Annotated in this window: 14 protein-coding genes; 10 read left to right on the plus strand and 4 right to left on the minus strand. The window is 73.1% G+C overall.

Translation table 11 applies throughout. The annotated features are described in order from the left end of the window. Nucleotides 1-157: 157 nt before the first annotated feature. Nucleotides 158-1,216: a heme A synthase gene (locus ACFV1L_RS12290; protein WP_380365189.1), complete on the minus strand. Its 1,059-nt coding sequence runs from the start codon at nucleotides 1,214-1,216 to the stop codon at nucleotides 158-160. 107 nt (nucleotides 1,217-1,323) lie between these two features. Here ACFV1L_RS12290 and ACFV1L_RS12295 point away from each other — a divergent pair, with 107 nt between their 5' ends. Continuing rightward, nucleotides 1,324-2,607: a choice-of-anchor A family protein gene (locus tag ACFV1L_RS12295; protein WP_380365190.1), complete on the plus strand. Its 1,284-nt coding sequence runs from the start codon at nucleotides 1,324-1,326 to the stop codon at nucleotides 2,605-2,607. Nucleotides 2,608-2,636: 29 nt separating this feature from the next. Here the strand turns inward: ACFV1L_RS12295 and ACFV1L_RS12300 are convergent, their stop codons facing one another. Together ACFV1L_RS12300 and ACFV1L_RS12305 are read right to left on the minus strand one after the other, a co-directional pair. Beyond that, nucleotides 2,637-3,407, minus strand: coding sequence for an ABC transporter permease (locus ACFV1L_RS12300; RefSeq protein WP_380365191.1), 771 nt, complete (start codon nucleotides 3,405-3,407; stop codon nucleotides 2,637-2,639). Then, nucleotides 3,404-4,321 carry an ABC transporter ATP-binding protein gene (locus ACFV1L_RS12305; protein ID WP_380365192.1) on the minus strand — a complete coding sequence of 306 codons (918 nt, stop codon included), beginning with the start codon at nucleotides 4,319-4,321 and terminating at the stop codon, nucleotides 3,404-3,406. Before ACFV1L_RS12305 ends, ACFV1L_RS12300 begins: the two co-directional genes overlap by 4 nt. A 124-nt stretch (nucleotides 4,322-4,445) precedes the next feature. Between ACFV1L_RS12305 and ACFV1L_RS12310 the strand changes: the two genes are divergently transcribed. The 8 genes from ACFV1L_RS12310 (at nucleotide 4,446) to ACFV1L_RS12345 (ending at nucleotide 11,234) form a co-directional block, all read left to right on the plus strand. Further along, the gene (locus ACFV1L_RS12310) at nucleotides 4,446-5,306 is read left to right on the plus strand and encodes a helix-turn-helix transcriptional regulator (RefSeq protein WP_380365193.1); all 861 of its coding nucleotides are present in this window, start codon (nucleotides 4,446-4,448) and stop codon (nucleotides 5,304-5,306) included. Next, complete coding sequence (sufB, locus tag ACFV1L_RS12315) at nucleotides 5,303-6,715, plus strand: Fe-S cluster assembly protein SufB (RefSeq protein ID WP_380365194.1); 1,413 nt, start codon at nucleotides 5,303-5,305, stop codon at nucleotides 6,713-6,715. The genes ACFV1L_RS12310 and sufB overlap by 4 nt, the downstream gene beginning before the upstream one ends. A 59-nt stretch (nucleotides 6,716-6,774) precedes the next feature. Next, a complete protein-coding gene (gene sufD, locus ACFV1L_RS12320; RefSeq protein ID WP_380365195.1) occupies nucleotides 6,775-8,007 on the plus strand; it encodes a Fe-S cluster assembly protein SufD in 1,233 nt (410 codons plus the stop codon). Further along, a complete protein-coding gene (locus ACFV1L_RS12325; protein ID WP_380365196.1) occupies nucleotides 8,004-8,327 on the plus strand; it encodes a non-heme iron oxygenase ferredoxin subunit in 324 nt (107 codons plus the stop codon). The genes sufD and ACFV1L_RS12325 overlap by 4 nt, the downstream gene beginning before the upstream one ends. A 7-nt stretch (nucleotides 8,328-8,334) precedes the next feature. Further along, a complete protein-coding gene (sufC, locus tag ACFV1L_RS12330; RefSeq protein WP_043910029.1) occupies nucleotides 8,335-9,099 on the plus strand; it encodes a Fe-S cluster assembly ATPase SufC in 765 nt (254 codons plus the stop codon). After that, the gene (locus ACFV1L_RS12335; protein WP_380365197.1) at nucleotides 9,096-10,358 is read left to right on the plus strand and encodes a cysteine desulfurase; all 1,263 of its coding nucleotides are present in this window, start codon (nucleotides 9,096-9,098) and stop codon (nucleotides 10,356-10,358) included. Before sufC ends, ACFV1L_RS12335 begins: the two co-directional genes overlap by 4 nt. A 10-nt stretch (nucleotides 10,359-10,368) precedes the next feature. Beyond that, nucleotides 10,369-10,821 carry a Fe-S cluster assembly sulfur transfer protein SufU gene (gene sufU / locus ACFV1L_RS12340; RefSeq protein WP_380365198.1) on the plus strand — a complete coding sequence of 151 codons (453 nt, stop codon included), beginning with the start codon at nucleotides 10,369-10,371 and terminating at the stop codon, nucleotides 10,819-10,821. 125 nt (nucleotides 10,822-10,946) lie between these two features. After that, a complete protein-coding gene (locus tag ACFV1L_RS12345) occupies nucleotides 10,947-11,234 on the plus strand; it encodes a metal-sulfur cluster assembly factor (protein ID WP_051055973.1) in 288 nt (95 codons plus the stop codon). Nucleotides 11,235-11,309: 75 nt separating this feature from the next. Here the strand turns inward: ACFV1L_RS12345 and ACFV1L_RS12350 are convergent, their stop codons facing one another. Beyond that, nucleotides 11,310-12,635, minus strand: a complete 1,326-nt coding sequence (locus ACFV1L_RS12350; protein ID WP_380365199.1) for an MFS transporter — start codon at nucleotides 12,633-12,635, stop codon at nucleotides 11,310-11,312. 377 nt (nucleotides 12,636-13,012) lie between these two features. On the opposite strand from ACFV1L_RS12350, the gene ACFV1L_RS12355 reads away from it, so the two are divergent. After that, on the plus strand, nucleotides 13,013-14,608 hold the full coding sequence (locus ACFV1L_RS12355; protein WP_380365200.1) for a hypothetical protein: 1,596 nt from the start codon (nucleotides 13,013-13,015) through the stop codon (nucleotides 14,606-14,608). The last annotated feature ends 23 nt before the right edge of the window (nucleotides 14,609-14,631 follow it).

Raw genomic sequence — 14,631 nt, forward strand, 5'->3', positions numbered from 1 at the left:
AGGGCGTGCGGGGGGCGAAGTTGAACCCCGGCCCGTCCGCGTGGAGGCGGTTCGGGGCATTCCTCATCTGACCCCCGGCGGGGGCCCAGGCCTAAGGGGCGCCCGGACGATCCGTCCGCGCTCCTCTTCTCGTTCGTTCCGGGGGACCGGCGCCCGCTCAGGCGACCAGTTCGGCGTCCGGGGCGGTGGCCTGGGCCGGGATGCCGGAGCGGCTGCGCAGCGCCAGCGGGATGCGCAGCGCGGCGCCCCAGATCAGGGCCGCGCCCAGCATGTGCAGGCCGACCATGATCTCCGGGGCGTCGGTGAAGTACTGGACGAAGCCGAGCACGCCCTGGAGCAGCAGCAGGCCGAACAGCTCGTACACCCGGGCGCGGGCCGCGGCCGGGGCCTTCACGGCGGCGAACACCAGCACCGCGGCCAGCGTCAGGCCGACCGACAGGAACACCAGGTCGGCGTGGGCCTGGGTGAGGCGGTCGTAGTCCAGGGTGATCCGGGGGGTGCCGGCCGAGCCGGGGTGGTGGCCCGCGCCGGTGACCAGGGTGCCGACCATGGCGAGCGCGCCGATCGACGCCACCAGCACCTGGGCGAAGCGGTGGATCGCCGGGGCGACCAGCAGCCGCGGCTCGCCGTCGCCCTCCTTGGACCGCTCCCAGCCGAGCACCGCCGTCCACACCAGGCCCAGCGCGGCGACCATGTGCAGGCCGACCACGTACGGGTTGAGGTGGGTCAGCACCGTGATGCCGCCGATCACCGCGTTCGACATCACCAGCCAGAACTGCGCCCAGCCGAGCCGGGTCAGCGAGTGCCGCCACGGCTTGGAGCAGCGGGCGGCGAGGATGAACCAGCCGACCGCGGCGGACAGCACGTAGGTGAGCATCCGGTTGGTGAACTCGATGACGCCGTGGATGCCCATCGCGGGCGTCGGGGTCACGCTGCCGTCGGTGCAGGTCGGCCAGGTGGTGCAGCCGAGGCCGGAGTCGGTCAGCCGGACGGCGCCGCCGGTGACCACGATCACCACGCTCATCACCACGGCGGCCATGGCCGCCCGGCGGACGTGCTGGGGGCTCGGATGCCAGTGCGCGGCGAGGAGGGAGAACGGGTTGGTCACCGGACCATGGTAGGCGGGCTTTACACGGCGCCCCGCCGCCGGTCGGGTCGCGCGGGCGTTTCGGGGGACACGCGGACAAACCGGATGCTTTCGAGCGTGTCCGGTCATTGGTCTTGACCTCTTCACCGCATGGCCGAAAGAGTGCGCATTGGTCCATACCTTTCACGGCTTGGACTCATCCCCTCCTGCCCGCCCCCACCCGCGGAGTCCTGCCCATGCGCACGTCCCTGTCCGCCGCCGCCATGGCGCTCGGTGGCTCGCTCGCCCTCGCGGCCCTGGTCGTCCCGACCGCCGCGTCCGCCGCCCCCGGCGAGGGCGCCTGCGTCAACCTCGGCGTCGCCGGCAAGTACGGCGAGTTCATCGAGGGCGACGACACCCACAGCCCGGACGCCGAGGGCGCGGTCGCCGTCGGCGGGAACGCCGATTTCAGCCACGGCGGCTTCACCGTCGGCAACGAGCTCACCGCCGCCGAGGTGGCCGCCCTCCCCGGCGGCAACGCCCTGGTGGTCGGCGGCAACCTGATCCAGAACGGCGCCCACGTCCAGGTGATGAAGGGCAGGGGCGTGGTGGCCGGCCAGGTGATCGGCGGCGGCCAGCTGGAGGGCGTCGCCAAGGGCGCGTCGCCGATCGACTTCGCCGCCGAGTTCGCCGGGCTGCGCGCGCTCTCCGCCGACCTGGCGAAGACCGCGGGCGCCGCCCCCACCGCCGACGGTCGGACGCTGACCTTCACCGGCGCCGACGCCAGGGCCAACGTCTTCACGGTGTCGGCGGACACCCTGCAGAAGGCGAACGAGATCCGGCTCAAGGTCCCGGCCGGCTCGTCCACCGTGATCACCGTCACCGGCGGCGGCTACGACCAGACCAAGGCGCCCACCAGCGCCTTCCTGATCTGGGACAACGCCAAGAAGGCCTACGTCCTGGACGACAAGCTGCAGTCCGCGGACGGCGGCGCCGAGCGGGCCCGGCTGCTGTGGAACTTCCCCGCCGCCACGAAGATCACCAAGCACAGCGGGAACGCCTGGCCCGGCAGCATCCTGGCCCCGAACGCGGCGTTCGACCTGGGCAGGGGCGGGCCGGTGAACGGTTCGGTGTGGGCGAAGTCGCTGACCGGCAGCGGCGGGGCCGAGACCCACCACTACCCGTTCGAGGGCTGCCTGCCCGGCACCACCGTGCCGCCTGCCTCGCCGTCGCCGTCCCCCTCGGGGAGCACCGGCGCCTCGCAGGGCCCGACGCCGTCGAGCAGCGCCCCGACTCCCGGCGGCGGCACCGGGTCCCCGGCACCCGGCGGCTCGGGCAGCCCGGCGCCGAGCGGCCCGGCCGGCGCCACGCCCGCCCCGTCCGCGAGCCACGGCGGCTCCGGCGGCTCCGGCGGCGGTGGCGGGCTGGCGTTCACCGGCGCCGAGGGCCTGGTGCCGCTGACCGTCGGCGGCGCCGCGGTGCTCGGCGTCGGCGGCGCGCTCGCGTACAAGGCGCGCCGCAAGAAGGCCGCCTCCTCCTGACCGGGGGCCGGGGCCCCCGCCCGGGGGCCCTACTCCCAGCGGAAGAAGCGGGCGGCGGCGGCCAGGCCGAGCACCGCCCAGACCGCGAGGACGCCGAGGTCCGCCCAGGGCGTGCCGTGGCCCAGCTGCAGGACCGAGCGCAGGCCGTCGGAGAGCGCCGAGATCGGCAGCAGCTCCAGCACCGGGCGCACCGCGTCCGGGAACTTCGACAGCGGGACGACCACGCCGCCGGCCAGCAGCAGCAGGACGAACACCAGGTTCGCGCCGGCCAGCGTGGCCTCCGCGCGCAGCGTGCCCGCCATCAGCAGGCCGAGGCCGGAGAACGCGGCGGTGCCGAGCACCAGCAGGAGCAGCACCGCCAGCGGGTTGCCGTGCGGCGACCAGCCGAGGCCCAGCGCGATCACGGAGAGCAGCAGCACCTGGAGCAGCTCGGTGACCAGCACGCAGCCGGTCTTCGCGGTGAGCAGCGCCCAGCGCGGCAGCGGCGTCGCGCCCAGGCGCTTGAGGACGCCGTAGCGGCGCTCGAAGCCGGTGGCGATGGCCTGGCCGGTGAAGGCGGTGGACATCACGGCGAGCGCCAGCAGGCCGGGGGCGAGGAAGTCGACGCGCTTGCCGGGGCCGTCCACGGCGACCACGTCGACGGCGGAGAACAGCACCAGCAGCACGGTCGGGATGACCACGGTGAGCAGCAGCTGCTCGCCGTTGCGCAGCAGCATCCTGGTCTCCAGGGCGGTCTGCGCGAGCAGCATCCGGCCGATCGGGGCGGCGCCCGGGCGGGGGGTGAGGTCGGTGGCGGTCATCGCAGTTCCCGTCCGGTCAGGTCGAGGAAGACGTCTTCGAGGCTGCGGCGCTGCACCGCGAGCCTGTCGGGCATCACCCCGGCGTCGGCGCACCAGCCGGTGACGGCGGCGAGCAGGGCGGCGTCCAGGGCGGCCTCGACCCGGTAGGAGCCGGGGGCGGCCTCGGCGACCGCGGCCGTGTCGGGGAGCACCTTGCGCAGGCCGGCCAGGTCGAGTCCGGCGGGGCCGTCGAATCGCAGCTGCGCGTCGGAGCCGCGCAGCAGGTCGGGGGAGCCCTGGGCGACGACCCGGCCGCGGTCGACGATCGCGACGTCGTCGGCGAGCTGCTCGGCCTCGTCCATCTGGTGCGTGGTGAGGACCACGGTGACGCCGGCGGCGCGCAGGTCGGAGACCAGGTCCCAGGTGGCGCGGCGGGCCTGCGGGTCGAGGCCGGCGGTGGGCTCGTCGAGGAAGACCAGTTCGGGGCGGCCGACCACGGCCATGGCGAGGGCGAGGCGCTGCTGCTGGCCGCCGGAGAGGCGGCGGTAGGGGGTGCGGCCGCAGGAGTCCAGGCCGAGGCGTTCGGCGAGCGGGCCGACCGGCAGCGGGTCCGCGTACAGCGTCGCGGTGTGCCGGAGCATTTCGAGGGCGCGCGCCCCGGCGTACACGCCGCCGGACTGGAGCATCACCCCGATCCGGGGCTTGAGCTGCCCGGCCTGCGCCACCGGGTCCAGGCCGAGCACCCGGACGGTGCCCGCGTCGGGGCGGCGGTAGCCCTCGCAGGTCTCGATCGTGGTGGTCTTGCCCGCGCCGTTGGGGCCGAGCACCGCGGTGACGGACCCGCGCGCGATGGCCAGGTCCAGGCCGTCCACGGCGGTCTTGTCGCCGTACCGCTTGACCAGTCCGGTCACCTCGACGGCGGGGTCTGCATGCATACCGGCGAGTGTAGGAGCAGCTCACCGCGTCCCACGGGTAAGGCTTGCCTTCCGTGACGGAAGCCACCGGTGAGACCCGGGTCACGGCTTGTCTCCGGTCGGCGAATTACGCAACAATCGTGTTGTGAAAAACTTTCGCGAGCGCGCCGCCCAGCCGGAGGAGCCCGAGGCTCCCGGCTGCGACGTGCCCGCGACGGCGGCGGAGGCGCTCACCGAGGGGCACCGGGCGACCCGGGAGCGGGTCGCCCGCTCGATCCTCGACCACGGGCCGTCCTCGGCCGCCGACCTGGCCAGCCGCCTCGGCCTGACGGCCGCCGCGGTGCGCCGCCACCTGGACGGCCTGGTCGCCGCCGGGCTGGTGGAGTCCCGCGAGCAGCGGGTCTACGGCAGCCGCGGCCGGGGCCGCCCGGCCAAGGTGTTCGCCCTGACCGACGGCGGTCGGGACGCCTTCTACCAGGCCTACGACCAGCTCGCCGCCGACGCGCTCCGCTGGATCTCGGAGGCCGCCGGCGGCGGCGAGGCGGGCGAGCAGGCGGTCGCCGCCTTCGCCCGGGCCCGGCTCGCCAAGCAGGGCCGGAAGTACCGGGGCGCGGTCGAGCAGGCCGACGCCCAGCAGCGCGCCGAGGCACTCGCCCGGGCCCTGAGCGCCGACGGGTACGCTGCCACGGTGCGGCGGGTCCCCGCCGCCGGCGCGGCGCCCGCCGCCCCGGCCGGCGCGCAGCTCTGCCAGCACCACTGCCCGGTCGCGCACATCGCCGAGCAGTTCCCGCAGCTCTGCGAGGCGGAGACCGAGGTCTTCTCGCAGCTCCTCGGCACCCATGTGCAACGGCTGGCCACCATCGCCCACGGCGACGGGGTCTGCACCACGTATGTGCCGGCATCCGGTGCCGCACCGTCGTCCTCCCGGACGCCCGGTGCCGTGCCGGCTGCCGGTAATACGTCTCCCAACGAAACCGGCTCCACCGCGCGGAGGAACCTCGCATGACTGACATCGCACACCCCGAGCTCGAAGGCCTCGGCACGTACGAGTACGGCTGGGCCGACTCGGACGCGGCCGGTGCCGCCGCCAAGCGCGGCCTGAGCGAAGAGGTCGTCCGCGACATCTCGGCGAAGAAGAACGAGTCCGAGTGGATGCTCAACCTTCGCCTCAAGGGCCTGAAGCTGTTCGGCAAGAAGCCCATGCCGACCTGGGGCTCCGACCTGTCGGGCATCGACTTCGACAACATCAAGTACTTCGTGCGCTCCACCGAGAAGCAGGCGGAGTCCTGGGAGGACCTGCCCGCCGACATCAAGGCCACGTACGACAAGCTGGGCATCCCGGAGGCGGAGAAGCAGCGCCTGGTCGCCGGTGTCGCCGCCCAGTACGAGTCCGAGGTCGTCTACCACCAGATCCGCGAGGACCTGGAGGAGCAGGGCGTCATCTTCCTGGACACCGACACCGCGCTGCGCGAGCACCCGGAGCTGTTCAAGGAGTACTTCGGCACCGTCATCCCGGCCGGCGACAACAAGTTCGCCGCGCTGAACACCGCGGTGTGGTCCGGCGGATCGTTCATCTACGTGCCGAAGGGCGTGCACGTGGACATCCCGCTGCAGGCCTACTTCCGGATCAACACCGAGAACATGGGCCAGTTCGAGCGGACGCTGATCATCGTCGACGAGGACGCCTACGTCCACTACGTCGAGGGCTGCACCGCGCCGATCTACTCCTCGGACTCGCTGCACTCCGCGGTGGTCGAGATCATCGTCAAGAAGGGCGGCCGCTGCCGCTACACGACCATCCAGAACTGGTCGAACAACGTCTACAACCTGGTCACCAAGCGCGCCGTGGCGTACGAGGGCGCGACCATGGAGTGGGTCGACGGCAACATCGGCTCCAAGGTCACCATGAAGTACCCGGCCGTCTACCTGATGGGCGAGCACGCCAAGGGCGAGACGCTGTCGATCGCGTTCGCGGGCGAGGGCCAGCACCAGGACGCCGGCGCGAAGATGGTCCACATGGCGCCGAACACCTCGTCGCACATCGTCTCCAAGTCGGTGGCCCGCGGCGGCGGCCGCACCTCCTACCGCGGCCTGATCGAGATCGGCGAGGGCTCGCACGGCGCCAAGTCGAACGTGCTGTGCGACGCGCTGCTGGTCGACACCGTCTCCCGCTCGGACACCTACCCGTACGTGGACGTCCGCGAGGACGACGTGTCGATGGGCCACGAGGCGACCGTCTCCAAGGTCTCCGAGGACCAGCTCTTCTACCTGATGAGCCGCGGCCTGACCGAGACCGAGGCGATGGCGATGATCGTCCGCGGCTTCGTCGAGCCGATCGCGCGCGAGCTGCCGATGGAGTACGCGCTGGAGCTGAACCGGCTGATCGAGCTGCAGATGGAGGGCGCGGTCGGCTGACGCGCCGTCAGCACCCGCCGTCCGTCGTCCATTTCCGAAAGAGAGCAACACGAACAGCCATGGCTGAGCAGAACACCCCCGGCTCCACCACCGCCGGTTCGATCGAGGTGGGCACCGCCGGCGCCGGCGCGCAGCTCGCCGGCCCGGGCACCGGCCGCGAGAGCGTCCGGCAGCCGATCGACGCCCGCGTCGCGGTCAAGCCGTCCTTCGACGTCAACGACTTCCCGGTGCCGACCGGCCGCGAGGAGGACTGGCGGTTCACGCCGATGCACCGCCTCGGCGGCCTGCACGACGGCACCGCCGTCGGCGCGGTGCGCGGCGAGGACAAGATCGAACTGGGCCTGCCGGAGGGCGTGACCTCCGAGCTGGTCGGCCGGGACGACGCCCGGATCGGCAAGGCCGGCACCCCGGTGGACCGGATCGCCGCGCAGGCGTTCAGCGCCTTCGAGCAGGCCCTGGTGGTGACCGTCCCCACGGAGACGGTGCTGACCGAGCCGGTCCGGATCGACGTGCACGGCGAGGGCGGCGTCCGCTTCGCGCACGTGGTGATCGAGGTCGAGCCGTTCGCCGAGGCCGTCGTGGTGCTGAACCACTCCGGCACCGGCACCCGCGCCGCCAACGTCGACCTGCTGGTCGGCGACGGCGCCAAGCTGACCTTCGTCTCCGTCCAGGACTGGGAGCGCGACGCGGTGCACGCCGCCCAGCACAACGCGCTGGTCGGCCGGGACGCCACCTTCAAGTCCGTGGTGGTCACCTTCGGCGGCGACGTGGTGCGCCTGCACCCGCGGGTCTCCTACGCGGGCCCCGGCGGCGAGGCCGAGCTGTTCGGCCTGTACTTCGCCGACGCGGGCCAGCACCTGGAGCACCGCCTGATCATCGACCACGACACCCCGCACTGCCGCTCCAACGTCGCCTACAAGGGCGCGCTGCAGGGCGAGGACGCGCACGCGGTGTGGATCGGCGACGTGCTGATCCGCGCGGCCGCGGTCGGCACCGACACCTACGAGCTCAACCGCAACCTGGTGCTCACCGACGGCGCCCGGGTCGACTCGGTCCCCAACCTGGAGATCGAGACCGGCGAGATCGTCGGCGCGGGCCACGCCTCCGCGACCGGCCGCTTCGACGACGAGCAGCTGTTCTACCTGCAGTCCCGCGGCATCCCGGCCGACGAGGCCCGCCGCCTGGTGGTGCGCGGCTTCTTCGCCGAGCTGGTCCAGCAGATCGGCGTCAGCGAGATCCAGGACCGCCTGATGGCGAAGATCGAGGCCGAGCTGGAAGAGACCGTCGCATGAGCGCCGGCTACCTGCGTGCCTGCGCGCTGAGCGTGCTGCAGGAGGACGTGCCGAAGAAGGTCGAGCTGAACGGCGTCCCGGTGGCGATCGTCCGCACCGACGAGGGCGTGTTCGCGATCAACGACATCTGCTCGCACGCCAACGTCTCGCTCTCCGAGGGCGAGGTCGAGGACTGCATGATCGAGTGCTGGCTGCACGGCTCCAGCTTCGACCTGCGCACCGGAAAGCCGTCCGGGCTGCCCGCGACCAGGCCGGTCGCCGTCTACCCCGTAAAGATCGAAGGGGACGATGTGCTCGTCTCCGTCAACCAGGAGAACTGAGTACCCCATGGCAACGCTTGAAATCCGCGACCTGCACGTCTCCGTCAACGCCGAGGGCGGCCCGCGCCAGATCCTCAAGGGCGTCGACCTGACGGTCAAGCAGGGCGAGACCCACGCGATCATGGGTCCGAACGGCTCCGGCAAGTCCACCCTGGCCTACTCGCTGGCCGGCCACCCCAAGTACACCGTCACCGGCGGCCAGGTGCTGCTGGACGGCGAGGACGTGCTGGAGATGTCGGTCGACGAGCGGGCCAAGGCCGGCCTGTTCCTGGCCATGCAGTACCCGGTCGAGGTGCCCGGCGTCTCGGTCTCCAACTTCCTGCGCACCGCCGCCACCGCCGTCCGCGGCGAGGCCCCCAAGCTGCGGCTGTGGGTCAAGGAGGTCAAGGAGGCGATGGCCGCCCTGCAGATGGACCCGGCGTTCGCCGAGCGCAACGTCAACGAGGGCTTCTCCGGCGGTGAGAAGAAGCGCCACGAGATCCTCCAGCTGGAGCTGCTCAAGCCGAAGGTCGCGATCCTCGACGAGACCGACTCCGGCCTGGACGTCGACGCGCTGCGGATCGTCTCCGAGGGCATCAACCGGGTCCGCTCCACCGGCGAGGTCGGCACCCTGCTGGTCACCCACTACACCCGCATCCTGCGCTACATCAAGCCCGACTACGTGCACGTCTTCGCGGGCGGCAGGATCGTCGAGTCCGGCGGCGCCGAGCTCGCCGACAAGCTGGAGGAAGAGGGCTACGAGAGCTACGTGAAGGGCGGCGCTTCCGAGTGACCCATTCCCATCTGACCGGACTGCTCGACACCGACGCCATCCGCAAGGACTTCCCGGTCCTGTCGCGGGTGCTGCACGACGGCAAGCCGCTGGTCTACCTGGACAACGCGGCGACCTCGCAGAAGCCGCGCCAGGTGCTGGACGCGCTGAACGCCTACTACGAGCGGCACAACTCCAACGTCCACCGCGGCGTGCACGTGCTCGCCGAGGAGGCCACCGCGCTGTACGAGGGCGCCCGGGACAAGGTCGCGGCGTTCGTCAACGCGCCCAGCCGGAACGAGGTGATCTTCACCAAGAACGCCTCGGAGTCGCTCAACCTCGTTGCCAACATGCTGGGTTGGGCCGACGAGCCGTACCGGGTGGACGCCGACTCGGAGATCGTCATCACCGAGATGGAGCACCACTCCAACATCGTGCCGTGGCAGCTGCTCGCACAGCGCACCGGCGCGAAGCTGAAGTGGTTCGGGCTCACCGACGAGGGCCGGCTCGACCTGTCCAACATCGACGAGCTGATCACCGAGAAGACGAAGATCGTCTCCGTCACGCTGGTGTCGAACCTGCTGGGCACCGTCAACCCGGTGGAAACCATCGTCCGCAAGGCCCAGTCGGTCGGCGCGCTGGTCGCCATCGACGCCTCGCAGGCCGCCCCGCACGCCGTCCTCGACGTGCAGGCGCTGGAGGCCGACTTCGTCGCCTTCACCGGCCACAAGATGCTGGCGCCCACCGGCATCGGCGTGCTGTGGGGCCGCCAGGAGCTGCTGGAGGACCTCCCGCCGTTCCTCGGTGGCGGCGAGATGATCGAGACCGTCACCATGGGCTCGTCCACCTACGCCCCCGCGCCGCACAAGTTCGAGGCCGGCACCCCGCCGATCGCGCAGGCCGTCGGCCTGGGCGCCGCCATCGACTACCTGTCGGCGATCGGCATGGACAAGGTCGCCGCCCACGAGCACGCGATCACCGCCTACGCCATCGAGCGCCTCGCCGAGGTGCCCGACCTGCGGATCATCGGCCCGCGCACGGCCGTCGACCGCGGCGCGGCGATCTCGTTCACGCTGGGCGACATCCACCCGCACGACGTCGGCCAGGTGCTCGACGAGCAGGGCATCGCGGTCCGGGTCGGCCACCACTGTGCGCGGCCGGTCTGCCTGCGGTACGGAATTCCGGCGACCACCAGGGCGTCGTTCTACCTGTACTCCACGCCCGGCGAGGTGGACGCGCTGGTCGACGGCCTCCACCACGTCCGCAACTTCTTCGGCTGAGGTGGCTGCCATGAAGCTCGACTCGATGTACCAGGAGATCATCCTGGACCACTACCGCAACCCCCACGGCAAGGGGCTGCGGGACGGCGACGCCGAGGTGCACCACGTCAACCCGACCTGCGGCGACGAGATCACCCTCCGGGTGAAGCTCGACGGCGCGGTCGTCACGGACGTCTCCTACGAGTCGCAGGGCTGCTCGATCAGCCAGGCCTCCGCCTCCGTCCTGAACGACCTGGTGGTCGGCAAGACGGTCGGCGAGGCCCAGCAGGTCCAGGAGGCCTTCCTCGAACTGATGCAGAGCAAGGGCCAGTCCGAGGGCGACGAGGAGATCCTGGAGGACGCCGTCGCGTTCGCCGGGGTCTCCAAGTACCCGGCCCGGGTCAAGTGCGCCCTGCTCGGCTGGATGGCCTGGAAGGACGCCACCGCCAAGGCGCTCGCCGGCCGGCCCTCGATCACCGACTGACGCCCCGTTAGGACACTGGACACATGAGCGAGAACGAGACCCCCGAGGCCGTCGCGGCCGAGGCCGCGCCGGCCGACAGTCCCGGTGCGTTCACCACCGCCGGCACCGTCACCACCGAGGACCTCATGGAGGCCCTGATGGACGTCGTCGACCCCGAACTGGGCATCGACGTCGTCAACCTGGGCCTGATCTACGGCCTGCACATCGACGAGGACGACACCGCCACCGTCGACATGACCCTCACCTCGGCCGCCTGCCCCCTCACCGACGTCATCGAGGACCAGGCCCGCACCGCCACCGACGGCCTGGTCAAGGACCTCCGGATCAACTGGGTCTGGATGCCGCCGTGGGGCCCCGACAAGATCACCGACGAGGGCCGCGACCAGCTCCGCGCGCTCGGCTTCAACGTCTGACCGGACACCGGCACGGACGCCGAGGGGCGGGATCCATCCGGATCCCGCCCCTTCCGCGTGTCCGCGTCGTCCCGGTCAGGTCCGGCGGCGCAGGACCGCGGCGGCCAGGGCTAGCGAGGCGGTGGCGGCCAGGACCGCGAAGGCGGTGACGGCAGGGAGCAGGCCGTAGGCGCGGGTGAGGGCACCGACGGCGATGATCGGGGCGGAGGAGCCCAGGTAGACGATCACCCACAGGGCGGACAGCTCGCTGCCCCGGCGGGCCGGGTCCAGCGCGGCGACGGAGGCCGTGAACAGCGAGCGGAACGCGATGCCCTGACTGACGCCCGCGACCACGCTGCCGACGAACAGCAGCGCCGGGGTGCCGGTGGCGGCGGCCGCCGTGAGCAGGCCCAGGCCGACCGCCAGGCCGGTCAGGCCCGCCGCGACCACCGCCCGGTCGGAGGTCGGCGGGACCAGCAGCTGGGCAGCCGCCGAGGAGCCGAGCAGCAGGGCCGCCACCGCGGCGCCCGCCATCCGGGACTCGGTGTGCAGCAGGGTGCCGGCGAACGCCGGGGCGAGCGCCAGGTAGACGCCGAAGACCGCGTACGAGACGAAGCCGGCGCCCGCCGCGAGCAGGAACTCGCGGCGGCCCGCGCGGGGCAGCCGCAGCCGCTGCGGGCGCAGGTGGGCCGGGGTGGTGATGCGCGGCGGGGAGGCCGGCGGCCGGACCGAGCCGGGCATCCGCGGGTGCACCAGGGCGAGCGGCACGCACAGGGCGAGCAGCGCGAGCGCGTGCGGCAGGAACAGGCCAGGCAGCGGGTTCGCGCCGGAGGCGACGGCCGCGCCGACCAGCGGGCCGAGCGCGACGCCGCCCGCCGAGCAGGCCAGGGTGAGCTTGGCGGCCAGGGTCGGGCGGTCGGGCAGCAGGTCGCCGAGCGCGGCGCCGGCCGCACCGGTGGACAGGCCGACCGCGATGCCCTGGACGGCGCGGCCGGCGGCCAGCTGCCAGAAAGAGCCGGCGGTGGCGAACACCACGTCGCCGGCGGCGGACAGGGCGACCGCGGGCAGGATCATGGCGCGCCGCCCGAGGTGGTCCGACCAGTGGCCGACCGCGGCCAGCACCGGGACCAGGGCGAACACGTAGACCGTGAACAGGACCGTGGTGTCGAGCGGGGTCAGGCCGAGCCGCACCTGGAGGGCGGGGTAGAGCGGCGTGACCAGGTTGGCGCCGATCAGCATCAGCAGCAGGGCGGCGGCCACCAGGCCGACGCGGATGCCGCGCAGCGCGTTCCAGCGGCTGATCGCGGCGAGCTGGAGCTGCCCGCGGGGGGCGAGTTCCAGCGGAAGCAGGGCCTCCGACAGTCGGCGGCCGGCGTACCGAGCGGGGCTCGGGCCGGGGCCGGCGGGGGAGAGGTCCGCCATGGCAGGGGTCTCCTGTGGCCGGGCGCCGCCGGGCGCGCGTCCGGGCCGGGGAGTGGTGGCGCGGCGGCATGGCCCGGACGGTGCGGGTGTGCACGTGGTACTGAGGGGTCGGAGCCTCGTCGCTCCGGGGGCGTACGCGCGGGGGTGTGCGCGTCGCTCACCGAAGGATACGTGCCCCGGGGCACTCGTTCGGCCGCACCGTCCCACTCGTTCGGGGGGACGCCCGCGCAGGTCACGCGTTCGGTGGTGACGGCCGATACGCTGGGTTGACGGGCCGACACGCACCGGCCCGCGCCGCCGATGCCCCGGCGTCCGCCCCACCGTCGGACCGCCCCGGGCGGCGGTGCCCTCCGACGAACCGCGGGAGATCGCGAGCGATGGCCGGACGAAGCCGTTTCACCCCTGACCAGCAGCCGTCCGACGCCGAGGGCCTGCTGCCCGCCGACTACGACCTCGCGGACCTGTACGGCGCCCAGAGCGGCGACGACGAGGACCCCGACGACACCGCGGTGCTGATCCCGCCGATCGTGCTGCCGACGGACCGCGAACTCGCCGACGCGGCGCTCGCCGTCCCGCTGATCGCCCGGGTGGTCGCGCTGGCCCGCTGGGTCGCCCCGCACCGCCCGGTCGACGAGCACGGCGACCTCGCCCCCGAGGACCGCGCCACCGCGGCCCGGATGCTCGGCGCCGAGGACCCGGACGAGGAGGAGATCGTCGAGGCGATGCGCGCCTGGGCGCTGGCCTGCGACCTCGACCTGGTGGAGACCGGCACCACCGAGGACGGCAGCCACATCGCGATCCCCGGCCCCGACCTGCCCGCCGTCGAGGCCGGCGACCCGGCGGCCGTCCTCGGCCTGTGGTTCGACGCCGCCGAACTGGTCCGCGAACTCGCCGCCGAGGCCGAGTCGGTGGACCCGGAGGTGGTCGAGGGCGACGTGCGCGCCGCCGCCGAGGACCCGGACGGCCTCGCCGAGGTGGAGGACGCCCACGACCAGGCCGCGGAGATCCTCGACGAGGCGCTGCACGTGCTGTACGAGGCCACCGCGTTCGCCGAGCCGGGCGCCGAGACCGTCCCGCTCGGCGTGCTGGCCGCGCTGCTGGTCGTCCCCGACGGGCAGGAGCCCGACGAGGAGATGCTCGGCGAGATCACCGACCTGATGGTCGTCCTCGACCCGATGCTCGGCGACCTCGCCGAACTCGGCCTGGTCGAGCACCGCCCGATCGACCCCGAACTGTTCGAGGAGGACGACCAGGACGAGGAGGGCGTCGACACCGACCAGCCGCTGACCGACGAGGACGCCGCCCGGTTCGGCACCGTCCGGCTCACCCCGCTCGGCCAGTACGCGGTCCGCGAGTGGCTGATCGCCGACGGCTACGACGCCCCGCTGGTCGGCGACCTCGCCGATCGCGACGGCCCCGCCCTGCTGCGCGCCCTCGCCGAGAACGGCGCGCTGCTCGTCGAACCCGAGATCAAGGCCTGGCTGGCCGCCCGGGAGGACCCCGCCGACGCCGCCCGCGACCTGCTGGCCGGCGCGAAGGGCCGCGACGTGCAGTCCCCGGTGCGCCGCCACTACTGCCTCCTCGCGCTCGGCGAACTGGGCGACGCCGCCGCCCCCGCCGTCCGGGAGACGGTCGACGACCCGGAACTCGGCGGCCTGGCCCGCGAATGGCTGCGCGCCCGCGGCGCCGACGCGGAGGCCCCCGAGCGCTCCGCCGCGCTGTGGCGGACGGTCGACGCGATGGCCGCCGCGCTGCTGCTCACCGCCGGCGAGAGCGGCCGCCTGCCGGCGCTGGTCGCCGAGCTGCCGGTCACCGACAACCCCGCCAGCTACTTCGGCGAGGTGTGGCGGGTGCCGCACCCCCTGACGGCCGAGGTGCTGGAGGCCGTCGGCGAACTCCACCCGGACCGCAAGGTCGCCAAGGAGGCGCGGCGGGCCGCGGTCAAGGCGCGCTCGCTGCGGGCCCGGGGCTGACCGGCGCGCGACCCGCCGGCGCC

The sequence above is a fragment of the Kitasatospora sp. NPDC059646 genome (assembly GCF_042734615.1).
Classification (GTDB): domain Bacteria; phylum Actinomycetota; class Actinomycetes; order Streptomycetales; family Streptomycetaceae; genus Kitasatospora.

Bases quoted from the DNA above. Each gene is read 5' to 3' on its own strand.
- ACFV1L_RS12290 (WP_380365189.1), bottom strand. From the start codon at position 1,216: ATGACCGGACACGCTCGAAAGCATCCGGTTTGTCCGCGTGTCCCCCGA.
- ACFV1L_RS12295 (WP_380365190.1), top strand. From the start codon at position 1,324: ATGCGCACGTCCCTGTCCGCCGCCGCCATGGCGCTCGGTGGCTCGCTC.
- ACFV1L_RS12300 (WP_380365191.1), bottom strand. From the start codon at position 3,407: ATGACCGCCACCGACCTCACCCCCCGCCCGGGCGCCGCCCCGATCGGC.
- ACFV1L_RS12305 (WP_380365192.1), bottom strand. From the start codon at position 4,321: ATGCATGCAGACCCCGCCGTCGAGGTGACCGGACTGGTCAAGCGGTAC.
- sufB (WP_380365194.1), top strand. From the start codon at position 5,303: ATGACTGACATCGCACACCCCGAGCTCGAAGGCCTCGGCACGTACGAG.
- sufD (WP_380365195.1), top strand. From the start codon at position 6,775: ATGGCTGAGCAGAACACCCCCGGCTCCACCACCGCCGGTTCGATCGAG.
- ACFV1L_RS12325 (WP_380365196.1), top strand. From the start codon at position 8,004: ATGAGCGCCGGCTACCTGCGTGCCTGCGCGCTGAGCGTGCTGCAGGAG.
- sufC (WP_043910029.1), top strand. From the start codon at position 8,335: ATGGCAACGCTTGAAATCCGCGACCTGCACGTCTCCGTCAACGCCGAG.
- sufU (WP_380365198.1), top strand. From the start codon at position 10,369: ATGAAGCTCGACTCGATGTACCAGGAGATCATCCTGGACCACTACCGC.
- ACFV1L_RS12345 (WP_051055973.1), top strand. From the start codon at position 10,947: ATGGAGGCCCTGATGGACGTCGTCGACCCCGAACTGGGCATCGACGTC.
- ACFV1L_RS12350 (WP_380365199.1), bottom strand. From the start codon at position 12,635: ATGGCGGACCTCTCCCCCGCCGGCCCCGGCCCGAGCCCCGCTCGGTAC.
- ACFV1L_RS12355 (WP_380365200.1), top strand. From the start codon at position 13,013: ATGGCCGGACGAAGCCGTTTCACCCCTGACCAGCAGCCGTCCGACGCC.